This is a genomic window from Methylophilus sp., assembly GCF_008015755.1.
In the GTDB taxonomy this organism is placed as follows: domain Bacteria; phylum Pseudomonadota; class Gammaproteobacteria; order Burkholderiales; family Methylophilaceae; genus Methylophilus.
In genome coordinates, this window is sequence record NZ_SSGF01000018.1 from 1 (window position 1) to 18,964 (window position 18,964).

Consider the following 18,964-nt stretch of genomic DNA (forward strand, 5'->3'; position numbering starts at 1 on the left):
ACTCAGCGTGATGAATGGGATTCTTCTCATTTCAGTAGCCGAACCACAGTTTGGATGGTTTAAAAACCAGATTCTTTTTCTTCAATTCGCTTTTGGTGGCAGTTGCATGGTGTTCGGGGTCCCCATCTGCCGCACGCTTTGATTAAAAGAGTGCAACGCAGGATTGGCGGGGGATTTCGGCCATCGGCTGTCCAAATCCCGCAGCAGCTCACGGTCTTTGTGAGCTGCCAGGTTGAGTTTCGATGGCTGCCCGGCAAGCCGAGCAACGCAGGGAACAAGCGGAAGCTGGGGTGCACTTTCTTTTGGTTACTTGTTCTTTGTGCAAGCAAAGAAAAGTAACTCTCTGAAAAAGCGAAAAGAAACATCACCACCAACCAAAACCGCGTGGGCGACCATGCCAACCCTACAACAACCAATCTAAAGAATAACCTTTTATGGCAATCTCACAATGCATCGATGCCGACCAACGCAGGAATACGGTTCAAATTAATGAAAAAAATAGCTGCCCAAACCGATCCCCACAAAAAACAAACCCGGACATTGCTATCCGGGTTGATTGTGTGATCAACAAGAAAACCAAAACTTAAAGCGTCGGTGTTTTAATCCGCTCCGTTAAATGCGGGGCAATCACTTGCAGCATTTGCCCAAACACTTTGGGGTTGGCGGCGACAATATTACCGGTACGCAACCAGCTTTCGTTGCCTTCAAAGTCACCGACAATACCGCCAGCCTCTTGCACCAGCAAGGCACCCGCAGCGATATCCCATGGTGAGAGATTGATTTCGAAGAAGCCGTCGCTAAACCCTGCTGCGACATAGGCGAGGTCGAGCGCGGCAGAACCAGGACGACGCAAGCCTGAAGTTTTTTTCGCCATATCACGGAAAATGTTGATATAGGTTTCGAGGTAGCTGAAATCTTTGAACGGGAAGCCGGTAGAAAGCAAGGCGTCTTGTAACTTGGCGCGTTGGGTAACGCGAATACGGCGGTTATTTAAAAACGCGCCGCTGCCTCTGGTGGCGGTAAACAAGTCGTTACGCACGGGGTCGTAAATCACGGCTTGCGTTAATACGCCTTTTTCTTGCAAGGCGATTGAAATGCAGTAAGCCGGAAAGCCATGCAGGAAGTTGGTGGTGCCATCGAGCGGGTCAATAATCCAGATACTATCGGCTTCGCTGTTAGATTTGCCGCTTTCTTCGCCATAAAAACCGTGGTTAGGATAAGCATCTTTCAGCACATTGATAATGGCTTGCTCGGCGCCACGATCCACTTCACTGACAAAGTCGTTGGTATCTTTTTGTTCAATCTTTAAAGCGCCAATATCGAGTGCCGCGCGGTTGATGATTTTGCCCGCTTCACGCGCGGCTTTAATGGCAACATTTAAGGTAGGATGCATGCTGTGTAATCGAGGCTCAACTGATAAAATAGCATTTTAACGTTTTATCAAGCGTTCACAAAATGAATTACTTGTTTTGTGATGTGCTGCAGACCTCTCATGACCTCACTTTTCGATAATATCCGCGTTGTCCTCTGCCAAACCAGCCATCCTGGCAATATTGGATCGACCGCACGCGCCATGAAAACCATGGGCTTAAACCGCCTGTATCTGGTGCGACCCAAACACTTTCCAGACGCCGAGGCAACCTCGCTGGCGGTGAATGCCGCGGGCGTGCTGGAAACCGCGGTGGTGACAGACACGCTGGAAGAAGCGCTGGCAGACTGTCAGTTTGTGATTGGCGTCACCGGCAAAGAGCGCTCGCTATCGCAACAAGTCATGACAGTGCGCGAAGCGGCGCAAGAGGTGAAATCGGTCGCCAGCCACAGTGAGGTGGCGCTGGTATTTGGCACCGAGATGAGCGGTCTCAGCAATGCCGAGGCTGACCGCTGCCATGTGTTGGCAACGATTCCGGCTAATCCGGAATATACGTCGCTTAATTTGGCGCAAGCGGTGCAAATCATGAGCTATGAAACACGCATGGCGATCACCACCGGCGAACTGCATTACCAGGAAAAACCCTCAGAACTGGCCACTCAAGAAGACCTGGAGCGTTTTTATGAACACATGCGCGAGGTGCTGGAGCACATTGGTTATATCAATCCACGCGCACCGAAAAAACTGTTCGAGCGTTTGCGCCGCTTGTATGGCCGCACCCGCTTAGAGAAAGAAGAAGTCAATTTGCTGCGTGGGATTTTGACGCTGACCGTTAACCCAAAAAAACATAGCAAATATTAAGCACGCGCATGCCGGCTTTTAGACGCGCGCCAGACTTAATGGCATAATGCGCCCATGTTTAAGCACCTCATAGAAGATATTTCGATTGTGTTTGACCGCGACCCGGCGGCACGAACCCATTTCGAGATTTTGACCACTTACCCTGGAGTGCATGCCCTGATTGTGCACCGCTTTAGCCATTGGTTATGGAGTCATCGCCTGTATTGGCTGGGCCGCGCCCTCTCCCACTTTGGGCGCTGGATCACCGGCATCGAAATTCACCCTGGCGCAACCATTGGCCGCCGCGTATTTATTGATCATGGCATGGGTGTTGTCGTCGGTGAAACTGCGATTATTGGCGACGATTGCACGCTGTATCATGGGGTGACTTTGGGTGGCACCAGCTGGAACAAAGGAAAACGCCATCCGACACTGGAGTCTGGCGTCGTGATTGGCGCAGGGGCTAAAGTGCTAGGCCCGATCACCATCGGTAAAAACGCCAAAATAGGCTCCAACGCCGTGGTGGTCAAAGACGTGCCTGAAGGCGCCACTGCTGTCGGCATTCCGGCCCGCATTCTGGAGGAAGAAAAAGCCAAGCAACGGCAAGATGCCGCACAAAAAATGGGCTTTAACGCGTATGCCGTCGGCAATGATGAGAACGACCCCATGATCAAGGCGATTAATAGTCTGTTGGACCATGCCCATAAACAAGAGATCGAGATTGCAGAACTCAAACTGCAATTAGCCAAACTGAGCGACACTGAAACCGACAGCAATGTTGGCGAAGCTTTTGCCAAAAAACCCGAATAATCATCTATTCTGCAGGTGCACTTCAAGCCGCAACACTTCTTTTTACGTAGACAGAACTTTTCAAGCACAATAATTGACTAAAACAGTAGGTTATTATATGATTCACCTCTGTTTTAAAAGGTCAGTTCAAGATGCGATTAACTACTAAAGGACGTTTTGCAGTCACCGCAATGCTAGACATTGCGCTGTACGAAGCGGACAAGCCCGTGACATTGGCGGGCATTAGCGAACGCCAAAGTATTTCGTTGTCCTATCTTGAACAATTATTCAGTCGCTTGCGCAAGCAAGGCTTGGTTTCCAGCGTACGCGGACCAGGCGGTGGCTACCGTATTGCCAAAGCGCACAATGAAATCTCAGTCTCCGACATCATTACCGCGGTGGATGAGCAAATTGATGCCACCCAATGCGGTGGCAACGAGAACTGCCATGATGAAGGCCGCTGCATGACCCATGAATTGTGGGCCTCATTAAATAATAAAATTCTTGATTACTTATCCGGTGTCAGCTTGGCAGACATGGTGGATATGCAGCGTAAAAAAGGCGCAGGCACCGTTGTGTTCTCGCCAAGGAAATGTGGTTCTGAAGCAACCATTGCCGCTTAACATTTGGCCATGACAGAAAAAACAGTTTTTTTTGATCATAACAGCACCACCGCGCTAAAACCGCAGGTATTGGAAGCGATGTTGCCTTGGCTGACCCAGGCAACAGGCAACCCGACCAGTCGCCATGTTTATGGACGGAATGCGCGTGATGCGATGGAACTAGCCAGAAAGCAGATTGCAGAATGTGTGGGCGTGCAGGCGTCACAAGTGGTGTTTACGTCTGGCGGCACCGAAGCCAATAACTTCGCGGTCAAAGGCATCACCAACAACCTGAGCCCAACACAGTTGCTGATCAGCAGCATTGAGCATCCATGCGTGACACGCCCGGCACAAGTTTTGGCCTGGCAAGATTGGAAAGTAGCGCAAATTGGCGTCAACAGCCAGGGCGTGATTGACCTGGCGCAAGCAGCACAAGCGCTGAGCACGCGCACCGGCCTCGTCTCTGCCATGCTGGCAAACAACGAAACTGGTGCCATACAGCCGGTGGCTGAGCTAGCCAAACTGACCAAAGCACATGGTGCGCTACTGCATACGGATGCAGTACAGGCATTTGGTAAAATCGACGTCGATATGAGCGCGCTAGGTGTGCAGGCGATGACGATTTCCAGCCATAAAATTGGCGGCCCGATTGGCGTCGGCGCATTGATTGTAGACAAGCGTGTGGATATTGCGCCCTTGTTACATGGTGGCGGTCAAGAGCGCGGGTTGCGCAGTGGCACGGAAAATGTGGCAGGCATTATTGGTTTTGCCAAAGCTTGCCAACTCGCCATGCAATCAATGGCTAGCCGTCATACCACCGTTAAACAGTTGCGTGACCAATTAGAAAGCGGTTTAAACACGTTGGGCGCCGTGATTTTTGCACAGCAGACGGAACGTTTGCCCAATACCAGTTTTTTTGCCATGCCTCACATTGAGGGCGAAACGTTAGTCACCGCGCTGGACAAAGCAGGGTTTGCAGTGGCCAGCGGTTCTGCCTGTTCCAGTGATAGCACAGAGCCTAGCCATGTATTGCTAGCCATGGGGATCACGCCAGATTTAGCGCGTGGCGCTGTGCGTGTGAGCTTGAGCGATAGTAATAGCAGTGAACAAATCACCCAGTTTTTAGCAGCGTTGCAGCAGCAAGTGCAGCGTCTGAAAGGATTTAGTGCCGTTGCGGCATAAGACTTTAATTGAAAGAGCATGAGACATGTCTGAAAGAAAGCCGATTTATCTGGATTACTCTGCGACCACACCGGTAGACCCACGCGTGGCGCAAAAAATGATTCCTTACCTGACCGAAGACTTTGGTAACCCGGCTTCGCGTAGCCACCCTTATGGCTGGACAGCAGAGCACGCGGTAGAAAATGCGCGTGAAGAAGTCGCCAAACTGGTGAACGCCGACCCGCGCGAAATCGTCTGGACCTCAGGCGCCACGGAGTCTAATAACCTCGCCATTAAAGGTGCCGCGCACTTTTACGCTGGCAGCAAAGGCAAACACATCATTACCGCGGCGACCGAGCATAAAGCGGTGCTGGACACTGTGCGCGAGTTGGAGCGTGAGGGCTACGAAGCCACTTATCTGCAACCAGAAGCTGATGGCCTGATAGATCTGGAAAAATTCAAAGCCGCGATTCGCCCGGATACCGTGCTGGCCTCCATTATGATGGTCAATAACGAAATCGGCGTAATTCAGGATATTGAAGCGCTGGGCAACGTTTGCCGCGCAAACAATATTATTTTCCACGTCGATGCTGCACAAGCCACGGGTAAGGTCGTGATTGATCTGGAGCAACTGCCAGTCGACTTGATGAGTTTCTCCGCGCACAAAACCTATGGTCCTAAAGGCATCGGTGCTTTGTATGTGCGTCGTAAACCACGTATTCGTATTGAAGCGCAAATGCACGGCGGCGGTCATGAGCGCGGCATGCGTTCCGGCACGCTGGCCACCCACCAGATTGCAGGCATGGGCGAAGCTTTCCGCATCGCACGCGAAGAAATGGCCAGCGAAAACGAGCGTATCCGCATGCTGCGTGACCGTTTGTTGAACGGCCTGCTGCAGATTGAAGAAACCTATGTGAATGGCGACCTTGATCAGCGCGTGCCGCACAACCTCAACGTCAGTTTTAACTATGTTGAAGGCGAGTCACTGATCATGGCGATTAAAGATATTGCGGTCTCTTCTGGTTCTGCCTGTACCTCTGCCAGCCTGGAACCAAGCTATGTCTTGCGCGCACTGGGCCGCTCAGACGAATTGGCACATAGCTCAATCCGCTTCAGCATTGGCCGCTTCACCACTGAGGCCGATGTCGATTACACGATTGACCTGTTAAAGAGCAAAATTGGAAAATTGCGTGAACTGTCCCCATTATGGGAGATGTTCAAGGATGGGATTGATCTGTCCAAAGTCGAATGGGCGGAGCATTAAAGTGATCTTTCATCGCCTGGCGGCGTTGTCCGAGTGCTTGTTTAGATGAACTAAACGGCGCAATCCTTCGCCTTGCCAGACAATGAAATCTGCAATTTTTACGAATTAAGTAATATTTTTTTAGAATTAAAAAGCGGCACAATCCTGTTGGTCGCGATTTAATTGATAGGAGCAACAACATGGCTTACTCAGATAAAGTATTAGATCACTACGAAAATCCACGTAACGTGGGTTCTCTGGACAAAAGCGACCCGAATGTAGGTACCGGCATGGTCGGCGCGCCTGCTTGCGGTGACGTGATGAAACTGCAAATCAAGGTGAATGATGCTGGCGTGATTGAAGATGCCAAATTCAAAACCTATGGCTGCGGCTCTGCGATTGCATCGAGCTCACTGGTGACTGAATGGTTAAAAGGTAAAACACTGGACCAGGCGCAAGAAATCAAGAACTCGGCCATTGCTGAAGAGTTGGCGTTGCCACCGGTCAAAATTCACTGCTCAGTATTGGCAGAAGATGCGATTAAATCTGCGATTGCTGACTTGAAATCTAAACAAGGTCACTAAGATGGCGATTACCCTGACTGAAACAGCCGCCAGCCGTGTAGAGAAATTTCTGGCCAACCGTGGCAAAGGCCTCGGTTTACGCCTGGGCGTGAAAACGACCGGCTGTTCAGGCATGGCCTACACGCTGGAATTTGTAGACGAATTGCATGCGGAAGATGTCGCGTTTGAAAGCCATGGCATCAAGGTCATTGTTGACCCGAAAAGCCTGGTCTATATCGATGGCACCGAACTGGACTTTACCAAAGAAGGCTTGAACGAGGGCTTTAAGTTCAACAACCCGAATGTGAAGGACGAGTGCGGCTGCGGCGAGTCGTTTACCGTTTAATGGTTGGCGCCCCTGTACGCTAAATATTGGCGTGCAGTAGCCGCCCTGACACTATGCAAAACTATTTCGCTCTCTTTCAGCTGCCGCAACAGTTCGCGCTAGACATGACCCTGCTGGATACCCAGTACCGTAAGTTACAAGCCGAAGTACACCCGGACAAATTTGTGAATGCGTCGCCAGCCGAGCGTCTGCAATCCATGCAAATGGCCACACAAGTGAACGAGGCTTACCAAGTACTCAAGCAACCAACATCACGCGCACGCTACCTGTTGCAACTGCAAGGCATTCACACCGATGAAGAAAATAACACGGCCATGCCCGGTGATTTTTTAATGGCGCAAATGGAATGGCGTGAAGCCATGGATGACGCCAGAGTTACCAAGGATATTCCTGCGCTGGATGCCTTGCTCACAGAGATGCGAGCTCAAGCCAAAGTATTACAGCAGCAAGTCGCCAATGAGATTGTGGCCGCCCCGACGCAAGCAGCCCTCACGGTCCGCAAATTGCGGTTTATTGATAAAGTGAGTGAAGATGTGAATCAACTGATCGCTCAGTTGGAAGAGTAGAGTTTCATGGCGCTATTACAAATCTCAGAACCCGGACAATCGCCTGCCCCGCATCAGCACAAGCTGGCAGTGGGCATAGACTTAGGCACCACCAACTCGCTGGTGGCCACAGTACGCAGCGGCATGAGTACCGTATTGCATGACGAGCATGGTCACGCTCTGCTGCCTTCTGTCGTGCGTTACCTGCAAGACGCCGTCATTGTCGGTCACGAAGCACAAGCGGCACAAAGCCTGGATCCGGTAAACACCATCGTCTCGGTCAAACGCTTTATGGGCCGGGCCTTGCACGACATTACCGATAGAGCGCATATCCCCTATCATTTTGTTGAAAATGAGAGCTCGCAAGGCATCCTCGAAATCAAAACACGGGCTGGGTTAAAAAGCCCGGTCGAGATTTCTGCCGAGATTTTAAAAACCCTGAAAACACGTGCTGAAAAAGCCTTGGGGGGCGAACTCACCGGCGCCGTGATCACCGTGCCCGCCTACTTTGACGACGCACAACGCCAGGCCACCAAAGACGCAGCACGTCTGGCTGGTTTGCATGTGTTGCGCCTGCTTAACGAACCCACAGCGGCCGCCGTCGCCTATGGCCTCGATAATGCGGCCGAAGGCGTGTATGTGATCTATGACCTAGGCGGCGGCACCTTTGATATTTCTATTTTGCGTCTGAGCAAAGGTGTATTTGAAGTGTTGGCCACCAATGGCGACTCTGCCTTGGGTGGCGATGACTTTGACCATCGCATTTTTTGCTGGGTGCTCGATCAGGTGCGCAGTAAAACCACAGAGTTCAAGCCACTCAGCGAAGAAGATACGCGCTTGCTGCTGACCAAAGCACGCCAAGCTAAAGAATGGCTGACCGACAATCATGAAGCCAATATCGTCTGCAAATTAAGCAATGGCGCCCTGGTCGATGAAACCCTGTCGGTGGCACAGTTTGTCAGCTTGACTGAGCACCTGGTGATTAAAACCTTGAGCCCAACACGTAAAGCCATGCGCGATGCCGGCTTAAGCATAGACGAGATTAAAGGCGTGGTACTGGTTGGTGGCGCCACGCGCATGCCGCATATCCGCCACGCCGTGCAGGCATTCTTCGAGCAAGAGCCGCTGACTAACCTAGACCCTGACAAAGTGGTTGCCCTTGGTGCCGCTATCCAGGCCAACGTGCTGGCAGGCAACCGCAGCGACGATGAATTACTGTTACTCGACATCACCCCGCTCTCGCTCGGCCTGGAAACCATGGGCGGATTGGTAGAAAAAGTCATTCCGCGCAATTCGACTTTACCGATTGCACGCGCGCAGGACTTTACCACCTACAAAGACGGCCAAACTGCCATGGCGATTCATGTTGTGCAAGGTGAGCGCGAGCTGGTCAGCGACTGTCGCTCATTGGCGCGGTTTGAACTGCGTGGCATTCCGCCGATGGCAGCGGGTGCCGCCCGTATTCGTGTGACGTTTCAAGTCGATGCTGATGGCCTGTTATCGGTCAGTGCACGTGAGCAGACCAATGGCGTAGAAGCCAACATCACGGTGAAACCGTCTTATGGCTTAAACGAAGACCAGATCACCAACATGCTCAAAGACTCGTTTGGCGCGGCCGAAAGCGATAAAGCGGCGCGCATGCTGCGCGAAGCGGTGGTCGATGCACAACGCCTGATGGAAGCCATTCAAGCCGCATTGGCTGAAGATGGCGACACCTTACTGAATGCGGACGAGCGCCAACAGATCGAAAGCCATATCGATGCCCTCCTGGCTTTATGCCAAGGCACAGATAGCCATGCGGTCAAACAGGCAAGCGATGCACTCAACCATGCCACAGAAGACTTTGCCGCCAAGCGCATGGATGCCTCGGTACAAAAAGCCCTTGCCGGCAAAAACCTGGATTCACTGGAACTATAAACATGCCAAAAATTACTGTACTGCCACACACTGAACTCTGCCCGCAAGGCGCAGTCATTGAGGCTGAAGCAGGCACTACAATCTGTGATGCCTTGCTCAAGCACGATATTGATATTGATAATGCCTGTGGCGGTGTTTGCGCCTGCACCACTTGCCATGTGGTTGTGCGTGAAGGCTTTAAAACTCTGAATGAGATTGACGAGGATGAAGACGATATGCTGGATCGCGCCTGGGGCTTAACGCCGCAGTCTCGCTTGTCTTGCCAGGCGATCTTGCAAGCGACTGACGTCACAGTGGAGATTCCCAAATACAGCATTAATCTGGCCAAAGAAGGCCATCATTAAGCCAATCAGCCCAATAAAAAAGCCGATGCATGCATCGGCTTTTTTATTGGCGCAACACTTAGCCGATAAACGTGTTTTCCATGAAATTCACTTTACCGGTTGAAATATCGTAGATGGCGCCCACGATACCAATCTGCTTGGTGTGTAACATATCATCAATAATGTCGCTGCAACGAATAATGGTTTCAATCTGATACTTCACATTTAAGGCGCAAATTTTCTCCACAAAATCACTGTTTTTAGAGTTACGCTGCGCTGGGTCATTGATGGTTTTTTCATGCCGGATAGACGGTTTGATTAAGTTGATAATCTCGCCAATATGGCCATCTTTAAAGTCGTCACAAGCCGCTTTAACCGCGCCGCAAGAACTATGCCCCATTACCACAATCAGTTTGCTGCCTAAATACTTGCTGCCAAACTCCAGGCTACCAATCGCTTTGTCAGAGGCAATATTGCCAGCCAAGCGCACACTGAAGACATCGCCTAAGGCCTGATCAAACAACAATTCAACCGGCGCGCGCGAGTCACTACAACTTAAAAATGACGAGAATGGATGCTGCTTATCTTTGGTAATTTGAATCAGGCTCTTGAAGTCTTTATCCTGTTCGAGATCGCTCATGAAACGGTGATTGCCTTCAATCAAAATATCCAGAGCTTCACGCGCCGTCATTTTGTCGCGGTCCAATAATGGGTGCTTGTACATAGTATGTATCCTCTACTCGATGATTGTTATGTCTGGCTTGTAGCCAGACTTTTTACTTAATGCCCAAGCATATGCTTGGGTGGGTTGAAATCAATGGTTTCTACATCAATATTTTTCAATTTGGCGTGTTGCTGATAACCGTGAATAAATTCGACGACATCATAAGCGATTGATTTACTATGGGTGCAGTCAATCACCACTTTACTATTGGGGGGAATCGCTTCCAATACTTCCAGGATGCTGGCCTTGTTAAAAAAGGAGACTTCTTCCGCCAGCACCAGTTCATACACCTCTTTGCCTTCTTTGGTAGAACGTGTTTGCTTGATGTAGTGCGAATTGCGGTAGCTGTGATGCAAGGTGAAAAAGATCGCCACCACCAGCCCCAGGCCGATGCCCGTTAACAAATCAGTCAATACGATCGCAATAATCGTCACCATAAACGGCACAAACTGCTCCCAGCCTAACTGATACATCTGTTTGAACAGTTTAGGTTTTGCCAGCTTGTAACCCACCATAATCAGGATAGTCGCCAGGCTGGCCAAAGGAATCAGATTGAGGAAGCTGGCGATGGTAATGGCACTGAGCAGCAACCAGAAGCCATGCAAAATGGCTGACAATTTGGTTTGTGCACCAAAAGTGACGTTAGCACTACTGCGCACAATCACCTGTGTAATCGGCAGCCCCCCAATCAGGCCAGAGACAATATTACCCAAGCCTTGTGCCTTGAGTTCTTTATTGGTTGGCGTCACGCGCTTGTGTGTATCAAGCTTGTCTGTCGCCTCCACGCAGAGTAGGGTTTCCAGGCTGGCGACTATCGCCATCACCAAGGCGGTTTTAATCACGATGGGCTGCGTCACTTGGCTAAAATCAGGATGGGTAAAGAAGCTGGCAAATTCTCCCAGGCTACTCGCTACTGGCAAACGCACAATTTGATCCGCGCTTAATGAAAAATTTAACCAGCCGCGCATAAAGGCCACATTAAACAAAATACCGACCAACACCACCACAATCGGCCCTTGCAGTAACTGGAAAATCCGGTGTTTCTTGGTCAGCACGGTATCCCACAAAATCAGAAGCGCAAAAGACACCGCAGCAATCAAGACTGCGCCGGGCGTTAACAAGTCCCAGGCCTGCAGAATATCGCTAAAAGTATCGTGCCCGGCAAACGCATCAAACGACTCATCGCCCTCGTAGTCGGCATCATAACCAAAGGCATGGGGAATCTGTTTGAGGATAATCAGCAACCCTATCCCTGTCAGCATGCCGGTAATGACTGAAGAAGGCACAAAATAAGCAATAAAGCCTGCTTTGAACTGTCCCAGCAAAAACTGGAATACACCCGCCAGCACTACCGCCGCTAAAAAGACTTCATAAGAACCTAAGTTGGCAATCGCGGCCATCACAATCACAGCCAAACCAGCAGCCGGGCCACTTACGCCGAGTTGAGAACCACTCGCCAGGCCAACGACAATCCCGCCAACAATGCCGGCAATCACGCCAGAAAATAGCGGCGCACCAGACGCCAGCGCGATGCCCAAACAAAGGGGTAATGCGACAAAGAACACGACAATAGAGGCTGGCAAGTCTCGGTTGACGTGTTTAAACAGGTCTGTTGTAGCAGACCCCTGCACAGAGGTTGACATGGTGTATATCCTTCACAAACATAATTTTTATATTGTTAATTTTTTATTGATTTACAACACACAAAACCCCGCAACAATGCGGGGTTTTGGTTCAAAGCAAAGTCAGCCAAGACTAGTCAGCAACACTTCCGGTGTAAGGACGCTTGCCAATAAAATTCAAGCGCATTTGCTGATGTTTATCGAAGCCTTTTTCAGGCTTGTCAGTCACAATCCCCGCACCCACCCATTTTTCATCAGGGTTTTGCTTAGCGACTGGCGCTTTGGCATAAGGACGCTTACCTAAAAAATTGTGTTCATGCATCTGCTTCACTGTCGCAGCTTCTTGATCAATAGACTCGTCGGCCTGCGCTTGAGCCATTAAACCAAATGCGATCAATACTGCCAATAATAATTTGCTCATTTTTCGCTCCTACATAATTTGTTTGTGTATACACCTGTCAATGGTGTGAAGTGATTATGTCGCAACAAGCTTACGCAACACTGACTAGAACGCGCGCTTGCCCAGTGAATGCAGCTTCAAAGTTTGCTGTGGAGTTGTTTGGTCCACTCGCAGTGTCGCACCCACCCAAGCTTGCTCAGAATCCGCTTTAGCAACCACTGGCTGCTGGTATGCACGCTGACCCAAAAATTGCACATGATGTGTATTCTTAACCGTTTCGCCTGTCACTGTTTCAGTGGCTTGCGCTGGCAAACTCAGGCTCAAACCCAAAATTATGGCAGTAGTGATAGTGATATTACGCATGGTATTTCTCCTTTAAATCGTCATTCAGACGGGTTGTTTGGTGGTGTGAATCTGATTGCATTCACGATGGATTGCATTTTGCCCGTGTATTGTCATCAATAAATCTACCGATATAGGTAGTTCGGTATATACTTAACGGCATATGCCGAACGACAGCCCCACCCCCACAGAAAGCGCCTTTGCCTTACGCAGCGCGCTTAAACAAACCCAAGTGCAAATCGCACATGACAGGCTATTTGAGCGTTTTGGACAGAAATTGTTCAGCCACGGCTGGTCAGAAGACCTCATGCAATGGCTGCTGGATGAAGTGTGCATGCAATTTGGTGCGCCTCACGGATTGATTAGCCAACAACATGCCGGGGCACTAAAAATACTAGCCCAGCGCGGCAAAACCTTTCCGATTGGTGCGCGCGTGCCTATGCTGGGTGCACTGGCACAATGGCTCAAAGAGCCCATACATTTTGAGGTGCATACGCAATTTGTGCCTAGCCTGTGGACGTTACCAGCCAATACAGATCACACCACATGGCATTGTTATCACCTGCCGATTGCCTGCCAGCAGCGTGCTGTTGGTTTATTGGGGTTAATCACTGGCAACCCCTTAAGCGCCGCCAGTTTACAAGTACTACACAGTGTGTGCGGCGTGCTGGGGTTTGCCTTGCAAGGCCAGGCGCAAGCCAATAGCGTGATTGACGACAGCTATCTGCAAAAACTCACACCACGTGAGCGTGAAGTATTTGCCCTGCTGCCTTCCGGGCCCAGTAACGCTGCACTGGCGCAAAAGCTGGGCATTTCACCCGGCACGGTTAAAATCCATATTGAACGCATTTTAAGCAAACTGGACTTAAACGACCGCACCCAAGCGGCGGTCAAGGCCGTTGAGGCCGGTTTTAAGAGTGACGGACTATGAGCCTAAGCATGCTTAAACCCATGGTACAGCTCACCAGCCGCCTGAATCATTTGTGGCAGGATTTATCACTGACTACCAAAGGCATCGTCCTCAATGCCTTGCCACTCACCGTATTGCTCGCGTCATTGGCACTGATTTTTGAGAGTGAGCAACAAGCGGCCTTGCTCGAAAGACGCGTGCAAAACGCGCTGCAAATCCAGCAGGATATTCAAACCCTGCAAACCCTGCTGCTAGAAGCCTCTACAGGTGTGCGCGACTTTTTACTCACAGGCAACCGCCAGTTTCTGGCCGGTTATGAAAGCGCCAAGCAAAGCATGCCGCAACTGTTGCGCTCGCTGGAGCACAACCTCGATGACCGCTCACAGCAACACTTATTACAAGTCATTCATCCACTGGTGAACAAAAACCTCGATGACCTGGCGATACTCGCGAGCCATAGTGAAGACGAAGCAGATGAGGCGCTGATTGGTAAATTCAGCTCGCAGGGCGATGCCTTAAACCGTTTGCGAGCGCATCTTAACCAGATGAGCCAGCGCGAATCCGCCATTGTGGACCAGGATAAAAAAGAAGTGATTTACGAGCGCAAACGCAATTTGCGTATCACCCTGATGGCGGTGATTGCAGGCGTCGTCGGTTCCTTAATCGGTGTCTGGCTGTTTACCCAAACCATTGTCGCCCGCGTTAAAACCATCCGGGATAGCGCTATACATCTGGTGAAAGGGGAGCCGCTGGCGCTACCCAGCATTAGCCGCGATGAACTGGGCGAACTCACCAGCGAACTGGAGCATGCCTCGCAATTGCTGACCCAAAGCGCACAAGAAGCCCATTTGGCCAGGGTAGATGCCGAAGAAGCCAGTGCGGCCAAAAGTAACTTTCTATCACGCACCAGCCACGAGTTGCGAACCCCGCTCAATGCGATTTTAGGCTTTGCGCAGATCCTCGAAAATGACTTGCCAGAGGGTCGGCAAAAAGACAGTGCCACGCTGATTCATAACGCGGGCCAACACTTACTCAAGCTAATTAATGAAGTGCTAGATATTTCACGCATTGAAAGCGGCGATATCAGCATGTCTATGGAGGTGATTGCCCTAAACCACTTGCTCGAAGAGGCTTATCACTACTTGAAGCCGCTGGAAAAAGTGCGCGACATCAGCATAGAAACGCATTTTGAACCTGATCTGAAGGTGCGTGCAGACCGTCAGCGCCTGCTACAAGTAATTTTAAACCTCTTGGCCAATGCACTGAAATACGGCCCGGAAAATACCACGGTCACCGTGAGCGCTTATCGCCAGCATGGGCAAATCCGCGTCGATGTACGTGACCAAGGGCAAGGGATTCCAGCCGCATTACGCTCACGTTTATTCACCCCATTTGACCGCCTGGGGGCAGAGCGCACGGTGACAGAAGGCACTGGTTTAGGCCTGGTGCTCAGCAAACAACTGATGGACGCCATGGGTGGCCAGATTGGCGTGGCTGAAGATCAAAGCCTGTTCTGGATCAGCCTGCCGGAAACCGAACAGCCAACTCAGCAGGTGCCGCCGCCAGTCGACACCCATCCTGCGCCTAATGCACTCCCCGCCGCGACCGCGCACCGCTCAGCCAAACGGCATATTTTGTATGTGGAAGACAACCACAGCAATCAGGCATTGATAGAAGCGATTATGAGCAAGCACCGTCATCTCAAGTTGCATCTGGCCGCCAGCCTGCAAGAGAGCATGGTTTGGCTACGTGATATGCAACCAGACTTGCTGCTACTGGACCTCAACCTGCCCGATGGCTCTGGGGAGTCACTGATTCAGCATATCCAGTCCAGCCGCCAGGATTTACAGGCAGTTCCTATTGTGATCTTAAGTGCAGACGCCCTGCCGGACACCATGCAGCGCCTCAATGCGCTCGGCATCACGCATTACTTTACCAAGCCGCTTAATGTGGCGGCTTTTAACCAGTTATTATTAAAACTCCTGCCCGAGACGCCATGAATATTGAACAATTACGTGCCTCTAAAATCCTCATTATTGACGATGCCGAAGCCAATTTACGCCTGCTTGAAGAGCTATTGACCAAAGAGGGATTTGAGCAGGTGATTAGCACGACAGACTCGACCAAGACCATGGACCTGGTGAATGCTTTTCAGCCTGACCTGATTTTGCTCGATTTAATGATGCCAGTGCTGGATGGTTTTGCCGTGCTTGATCAACTCTCGCACCATGTCGGGCCGCATGACTTTTTGCCGGTGCTGGTGCTCACCGCTGACGCCACCATTGCCACGCGGCGCAAAGCGCTGGCGTTGGGTGCCAAAGACTTCTTAACCAAACCGTTTGACCACATGGAAGCCATGCTCAGGGTATGGAACCTGCTCGAAACGCGCTGGTTGTTTAATCAACTCAAAACGCATCAGCCCAACCTGCACTTGCCCAGCATGCATGAAAGTTAAAGTCATGATCAGGTAAAATTAAGCATGAATTAAGCCGCGCCGGGTATCGTGAATACTCAACACCAAAGGAGAACACGATGCTTAAAGCCTCAAACCAACCCGTTAAGCTGCTGATGATTGCCATGTTTTTAGGCGCAATGGCCAGTCAAACGGCACTGGCAGACGATGACGATGATGACGTACAAAAGATGTCTGAAAAAGCCAAAGCGTTTGGCCTGATTTCGCATGCAGAAGCACAGGCCAAAGCGCTGTCAGCCAAACCCGGCGTAGTGAAAGAAGTTGAACTGGAACGCAGAAAGTTCAAATCTGGCTGGGACTACGAGGTTGAAATTGTCGATAGCAATGGCGCCGAATGGGAAGTATATATTGATGCGAAAACCGGCAAGGTAAATAGCATCAACCGCGACTGGTTTTAAACACCTGACTCTGGTGCTGGCTCAAGCTGGCACCAGAGTGATTTGCACCTGCAAACCACCCAAACGCGCAGAAGGCGTGAGCGTAATCTGACCGTGGTAATGCTGCACAATATCCTGCACAATCGCCAGGCCCAGGCCACTGCCGGGTTTGGATTCATCCATACGCATGCCGCGCTGCAGCAGCGTTTCTAATGCTGGCACGTCACTGCCAGGGCCGTCATCTTCAATCACCAGCTGAATGGTGTCTTGCACAGAGAGATGCAGTTGCACCTGGCCGTGGCACCATTTAAAAGCGTTATCCAGCACATTGCCCAATAACTCCAGCAGGTCTTCACGGTCTATCATGACGCGTGGCTGTCCATCGTGCTGCCAGGCAAAGGCGACTGTTTTTTCACTGTAAATCTTTTGCAACACAGCCACCAGTTTGGGGAGCTCCAACGCCAGGTCGGTCTGCTGGCTGGTATACACATCACCCATCAGCCGCGCCCGTTTTAATTCACGCTCTACGTCCTGATAAATCTCCTGGCTACAGCTTTGCACCATGCGCCTTAATTCGCTATCGTCTGTGGTTGACTCGCTGCCAGACAATAACTGCAACTGCGCCAAGCGGGTTTTGAGCCCATGTGCCAGATTGCCGATGGCCAGCCGTGAGCGACGGGTTTTCTGGCTGGCACTTTTCAGGATACGGTTAAATTCATTTATGAGCGGCATCACCTCTGCCGGGCCGTTGGCATTGATCTGCTGTAACTCGCCACTGCCGACTTTTGCCAGGTTTTCCTTGATCTGCTGCAAAGGCAATAATGTATTCACCACAATCCAGCGCTGTAAGGCCAGCAACGCCAACAGCCCGAGCAAGGAAAACACGCCATACAACCAGTGAAACAGGCGCAGGCTTTGCTGTAACTCAACCAGGCTTTCTGCAATGTAAATGGTAATGGTGCGCTGCTGTTTACGGTAAGCATGCCCCAATTGCAGCAAAGGTTGCGATTCGGGGCCGGTGATATGGCTGACCCGCTCCTCACCGACCTTGAGCGCACTGACTGGGATGTCGACATCCCACCATGAGCGCGACTGTATTTTTTGCGCACCGCCCTTGCCTGCATTGTCGAGCAGCACAATAAAATAACTGCCTGAAAATGGCCGCTGGTAATTCGTCGTGATCAGTCGCGGCTCCAGCGTTAATTCCCCGCGCGCATTCACCGACACGCCCGCCAGCAGGCCCTCGGCCTCTTGTTGCATGCGCGCCGTCATTTGCGACTGGATTAAATGGTCGATCGTAAACGTGACTACAGCCCATTGCAGGGTCAGCAAACCCACCAGGCTCAGTGTCAGGCCCAGTGATAACTGTCTGCGTAGCGATTTCATTGATTCTCAGCCACGAACAAATAGCCCTGGCCACGCTTGGTCTGGATACGGTTGGCACCCACTTTTTGCCGCAGGCGATTGATATACACTTCAATCACATTGCTGTCTTTGTCTGCATCGTAGGCATAGACATGGTCTGTGAGCTCGGTTTTAGAAAAAATTCGTCCCGGGTGTAACATCAGATAGCGCAACAACCTGAACTCGGTGCCGGTCAACACATAGGCAGTGTCGCCCTGCCAGACGGTTTGCGTTTGCTCGTCCAGGCGTAAATCTGCCACCACCAGCGCATGATTCACCACCGCCACGCTACGTTTGTGCACGGCACTGATGCGTGCTAACAACTCCGGCAGATGAAAAGGCTTGGTCACATAATCATCCGCGCCTTGGTTAAATGCCTCCACCTTTTCTTGCCAGCTACTGCGCGCGGTTAACACAATTACCGGCATGCTAATTGGCTGTATACGCCACTCAGCCAGCACCTCCAGACCAGGCTTGCCCGGCAACCCTAAATCTAAAATCGCCAGGTCATAAGGCTCCAGTGTGCCCTGGATACTGGCCTCAACGCCCTCTTGCAGCCAGTCACAGGCATACCCTGCCGCTTTAAGTGCTTGCTGCGTCTGCGCACCCAGCACCACGTCATCTTCTACCAGCAGCAAGCGCATTTTAATATCCTATCGCCCAGCATCATTAGTCGTCTTGCTCCATTTTGAGCAACTGCCCGCTCTTGGCATCCAGCTTCAACTCCCACACCTGGCTGGCGGCATCCAGAATATCCACTTCATAAACATAACGCCCATGCTTCTTCTCGAGCTCAACCTCGAGGATTTCGCCGGGTTTATAACTTTTGGCTTTTTGAGAGATTTTTTCCAGACTCAAAATATCGCCTTTGGCCGATAAGCGGCTGGCGCTGCTAGCGCTCTCACCTGAGTCTGCGCGTGGCAGGTAAACCAGCACCAGCAATACCGCAAGCAGCGCTAACAGCACTACCCACATGCGACGTTGCGTCCAAAACATCACGTCAACTCTCCCGAA

22 protein-coding genes are annotated in these 18,964 nt (G+C 51.1%); 14 read left to right on the plus strand and 8 right to left on the minus strand.

The window, feature by feature from the left end:
- Positions 1-583 precede the first annotated feature (583 nt).
- Entirely contained in the window at positions 584-1,393 is an 810-nt protein-coding gene (locus tag E6Q52_RS07445; RefSeq protein ID WP_292820572.1) for an inositol monophosphatase family protein, read from the minus strand.
- Between the two features lie 99 nt (positions 1,394-1,492).
- Between E6Q52_RS07445 and E6Q52_RS07450 the strand changes: the two genes are divergently transcribed.
- From E6Q52_RS07450 to fdx, 10 genes are all read left to right on the plus strand, one after another.
- On the plus strand, positions 1,493-2,230 hold the full coding sequence (locus tag E6Q52_RS07450; RefSeq protein WP_292820575.1) for an RNA methyltransferase: 738 nt from the start codon (positions 1,493-1,495) through the stop codon (positions 2,228-2,230).
- Between the two features lie 54 nt (positions 2,231-2,284).
- Entirely contained in the window at positions 2,285-3,019 is a 735-nt protein-coding gene (cysE, locus tag E6Q52_RS07455) for a serine O-acetyltransferase (RefSeq protein ID WP_292820578.1), read from the plus strand.
- Between the two features lie 131 nt (positions 3,020-3,150).
- Complete coding sequence (iscR, locus tag E6Q52_RS07460) at positions 3,151-3,621, plus strand: Fe-S cluster assembly transcriptional regulator IscR (protein WP_292820581.1); 471 nt, start codon at positions 3,151-3,153, stop codon at positions 3,619-3,621.
- A 9-nt stretch (positions 3,622-3,630) separates the two neighbouring features.
- Entirely contained in the window at positions 3,631-4,782 is a 1,152-nt protein-coding gene (locus E6Q52_RS07465) for a cysteine desulfurase family protein (RefSeq protein WP_292820584.1), read from the plus strand.
- 25 nt (positions 4,783-4,807) lie between these two features.
- Complete coding sequence (locus tag E6Q52_RS07470; protein ID WP_292820587.1) at positions 4,808-6,025, plus strand: IscS subfamily cysteine desulfurase; 1,218 nt, start codon at positions 4,808-4,810, stop codon at positions 6,023-6,025.
- A 179-nt stretch (positions 6,026-6,204) separates the two neighbouring features.
- The gene (iscU, locus tag E6Q52_RS07475) at positions 6,205-6,588 is read left to right on the plus strand and encodes a Fe-S cluster assembly scaffold IscU (RefSeq protein ID WP_029146581.1); all 384 of its coding nucleotides are present in this window, start codon (positions 6,205-6,207) and stop codon (positions 6,586-6,588) included.
- Position 6,589: 1 nt separating this feature from the next.
- Positions 6,590-6,913: an iron-sulfur cluster assembly protein IscA gene (gene iscA, locus E6Q52_RS07480; RefSeq protein ID WP_292820592.1), complete on the plus strand. Its 324-nt coding sequence runs from the start codon at positions 6,590-6,592 to the stop codon at positions 6,911-6,913.
- A 53-nt stretch (positions 6,914-6,966) separates the two neighbouring features.
- Positions 6,967-7,479 carry a Fe-S protein assembly co-chaperone HscB gene (gene hscB, locus E6Q52_RS07485; RefSeq protein ID WP_292820595.1) on the plus strand — a complete coding sequence of 171 codons (513 nt, stop codon included), beginning with the start codon at positions 6,967-6,969 and terminating at the stop codon, positions 7,477-7,479.
- A gap of 6 nt (positions 7,480-7,485) precedes the next feature.
- On the plus strand, positions 7,486-9,375 hold the full coding sequence (hscA, locus tag E6Q52_RS07490; RefSeq protein ID WP_292820598.1) for a Fe-S protein assembly chaperone HscA: 1,890 nt from the start codon (positions 7,486-7,488) through the stop codon (positions 9,373-9,375).
- A 2-nt stretch (positions 9,376-9,377) separates the two neighbouring features.
- Positions 9,378-9,719, plus strand: a complete 342-nt coding sequence (gene fdx, locus E6Q52_RS07495) for an ISC system 2Fe-2S type ferredoxin (RefSeq protein ID WP_292820601.1) — start codon at positions 9,378-9,380, stop codon at positions 9,717-9,719.
- A 58-nt stretch (positions 9,720-9,777) separates the two neighbouring features.
- Here the strand turns inward: fdx and E6Q52_RS07500 are convergent, their stop codons facing one another.
- The 4 genes from E6Q52_RS07500 to E6Q52_RS07515 all read right to left on the minus strand — a co-directional run bounded on the left by E6Q52_RS07500 (position 9,778) and on the right by E6Q52_RS07515 (position 12,807).
- Positions 9,778-10,422, minus strand: a complete 645-nt coding sequence (locus E6Q52_RS07500) for a carbonic anhydrase (protein WP_292820603.1) — start codon at positions 10,420-10,422, stop codon at positions 9,778-9,780.
- Positions 10,423-10,478: 56 nt separating this feature from the next.
- Positions 10,479-12,065: a SulP family inorganic anion transporter gene (locus tag E6Q52_RS07505; protein WP_292820606.1), complete on the minus strand. Its 1,587-nt coding sequence runs from the start codon at positions 12,063-12,065 to the stop codon at positions 10,479-10,481.
- A gap of 112 nt (positions 12,066-12,177) precedes the next feature.
- Entirely contained in the window at positions 12,178-12,465 is a 288-nt protein-coding gene (locus tag E6Q52_RS07510; RefSeq protein WP_292820609.1) for a hypothetical protein, read from the minus strand.
- Positions 12,466-12,549: 84 nt separating this feature from the next.
- Positions 12,550-12,807, minus strand: coding sequence for a hypothetical protein (locus tag E6Q52_RS07515; RefSeq protein WP_292820612.1), 258 nt, complete (start codon positions 12,805-12,807; stop codon positions 12,550-12,552).
- 142 nt (positions 12,808-12,949) lie between these two features.
- On the opposite strand from E6Q52_RS07515, the gene E6Q52_RS07520 reads away from it, so the two are divergent.
- The 4 genes from E6Q52_RS07520 to E6Q52_RS07535 all read left to right on the plus strand — a co-directional run bounded on the left by E6Q52_RS07520 (position 12,950) and on the right by E6Q52_RS07535 (position 16,567).
- Positions 12,950-13,717: a LuxR C-terminal-related transcriptional regulator gene (locus E6Q52_RS07520; RefSeq protein ID WP_292820615.1), complete on the plus strand. Its 768-nt coding sequence runs from the start codon at positions 12,950-12,952 to the stop codon at positions 13,715-13,717.
- An 8-nt stretch (positions 13,718-13,725) separates the two neighbouring features.
- Positions 13,726-15,696 carry an ATP-binding protein gene (locus tag E6Q52_RS07525; RefSeq protein ID WP_292820618.1) on the plus strand — a complete coding sequence of 657 codons (1,971 nt, stop codon included), beginning with the start codon at positions 13,726-13,728 and terminating at the stop codon, positions 15,694-15,696.
- Positions 15,693-16,151 (plus strand): response regulator, encoded by a 459-nt coding sequence (locus tag E6Q52_RS07530; protein WP_024931017.1) that lies wholly within the window; start codon positions 15,693-15,695, stop codon positions 16,149-16,151. The genes E6Q52_RS07525 and E6Q52_RS07530 overlap by 4 nt, the downstream gene beginning before the upstream one ends.
- A 77-nt stretch (positions 16,152-16,228) precedes the next feature.
- A complete protein-coding gene (locus tag E6Q52_RS07535; RefSeq protein ID WP_292820621.1) occupies positions 16,229-16,567 on the plus strand; it encodes a PepSY domain-containing protein in 339 nt (112 codons plus the stop codon).
- 21 nt (positions 16,568-16,588) lie between these two features.
- Here E6Q52_RS07535 and E6Q52_RS07540 read toward each other — a convergent pair whose 3' ends face one another.
- The 3 genes from E6Q52_RS07540 to E6Q52_RS07550 are packed head-to-tail and all read right to left on the minus strand — an operon-like array spanning position 16,589 to position 18,946.
- On the minus strand, positions 16,589-17,932 hold the full coding sequence (locus E6Q52_RS07540; protein WP_292820624.1) for an ATP-binding protein: 1,344 nt from the start codon (positions 17,930-17,932) through the stop codon (positions 16,589-16,591).
- On the minus strand, positions 17,929-18,594 hold the full coding sequence (locus E6Q52_RS07545) for a response regulator transcription factor (RefSeq protein WP_292820626.1): 666 nt from the start codon (positions 18,592-18,594) through the stop codon (positions 17,929-17,931). Before E6Q52_RS07545 ends, E6Q52_RS07540 begins: the two co-directional genes overlap by 4 nt.
- A gap of 25 nt (positions 18,595-18,619) precedes the next feature.
- Complete coding sequence (locus E6Q52_RS07550; protein WP_292820629.1) at positions 18,620-18,946, minus strand: PepSY domain-containing protein; 327 nt, start codon at positions 18,944-18,946, stop codon at positions 18,620-18,622.
- Between the last annotated feature and the right edge of the window lie 18 nt (positions 18,947-18,964).

Coding starts and splice junctions, on each gene's coding strand:
- E6Q52_RS07470 (WP_292820587.1), top strand. CDS start 4,808: ATGTCTGAAAGAAAGCCGATTTATCTGGATTACTCTGCGACCACACCG.
- hscB (WP_292820595.1), top strand. CDS start 6,967: ATGCAAAACTATTTCGCTCTCTTTCAGCTGCCGCAACAGTTCGCGCTA.
- E6Q52_RS07550 (WP_292820629.1), bottom strand. CDS start 18,946: ATGTTTTGGACGCAACGTCGCATGTGGGTAGTGCTGTTAGCGCTGCTT.
- E6Q52_RS07505 (WP_292820606.1), bottom strand. CDS start 12,065: ATGTCAACCTCTGTGCAGGGGTCTGCTACAACAGACCTGTTTAAACAC.
- E6Q52_RS07445 (WP_292820572.1), bottom strand. CDS start 1,393: ATGCATCCTACCTTAAATGTTGCCATTAAAGCCGCGCGTGAAGCGGGC.
- cysE (WP_292820578.1), top strand. CDS start 2,285: ATGTTTAAGCACCTCATAGAAGATATTTCGATTGTGTTTGACCGCGAC.
- iscR (WP_292820581.1), top strand. CDS start 3,151: ATGCGATTAACTACTAAAGGACGTTTTGCAGTCACCGCAATGCTAGAC.
- iscA (WP_292820592.1), top strand. CDS start 6,590: ATGGCGATTACCCTGACTGAAACAGCCGCCAGCCGTGTAGAGAAATTT.
- E6Q52_RS07520 (WP_292820615.1), top strand. CDS start 12,950: ATGCCGAACGACAGCCCCACCCCCACAGAAAGCGCCTTTGCCTTACGC.
- E6Q52_RS07465 (WP_292820584.1), top strand. CDS start 3,631: ATGACAGAAAAAACAGTTTTTTTTGATCATAACAGCACCACCGCGCTA.
- iscU (WP_029146581.1), top strand. CDS start 6,205: ATGGCTTACTCAGATAAAGTATTAGATCACTACGAAAATCCACGTAAC.
- hscA (WP_292820598.1), top strand. CDS start 7,486: ATGGCGCTATTACAAATCTCAGAACCCGGACAATCGCCTGCCCCGCAT.
- E6Q52_RS07525 (WP_292820618.1), top strand. CDS start 13,726: ATGCTTAAACCCATGGTACAGCTCACCAGCCGCCTGAATCATTTGTGG.
- E6Q52_RS07500 (WP_292820603.1), bottom strand. CDS start 10,422: ATGTACAAGCACCCATTATTGGACCGCGACAAAATGACGGCGCGTGAA.
- E6Q52_RS07515 (WP_292820612.1), bottom strand. CDS start 12,807: ATGCGTAATATCACTATCACTACTGCCATAATTTTGGGTTTGAGCCTG.
- E6Q52_RS07545 (WP_292820626.1), bottom strand. CDS start 18,594: ATGCGCTTGCTGCTGGTAGAAGATGACGTGGTGCTGGGTGCGCAGACG.
- fdx (WP_292820601.1), top strand. CDS start 9,378: ATGCCAAAAATTACTGTACTGCCACACACTGAACTCTGCCCGCAAGGC.
- E6Q52_RS07540 (WP_292820624.1), bottom strand. CDS start 17,932: ATGAAATCGCTACGCAGACAGTTATCACTGGGCCTGACACTGAGCCTG.
- E6Q52_RS07530 (WP_024931017.1), top strand. CDS start 15,693: ATGAATATTGAACAATTACGTGCCTCTAAAATCCTCATTATTGACGAT.
- E6Q52_RS07535 (WP_292820621.1), top strand. CDS start 16,229: ATGCTTAAAGCCTCAAACCAACCCGTTAAGCTGCTGATGATTGCCATG.
- E6Q52_RS07510 (WP_292820609.1), bottom strand. CDS start 12,465: ATGAGCAAATTATTATTGGCAGTATTGATCGCATTTGGTTTAATGGCT.
- E6Q52_RS07450 (WP_292820575.1), top strand. CDS start 1,493: ATGACCTCACTTTTCGATAATATCCGCGTTGTCCTCTGCCAAACCAGC.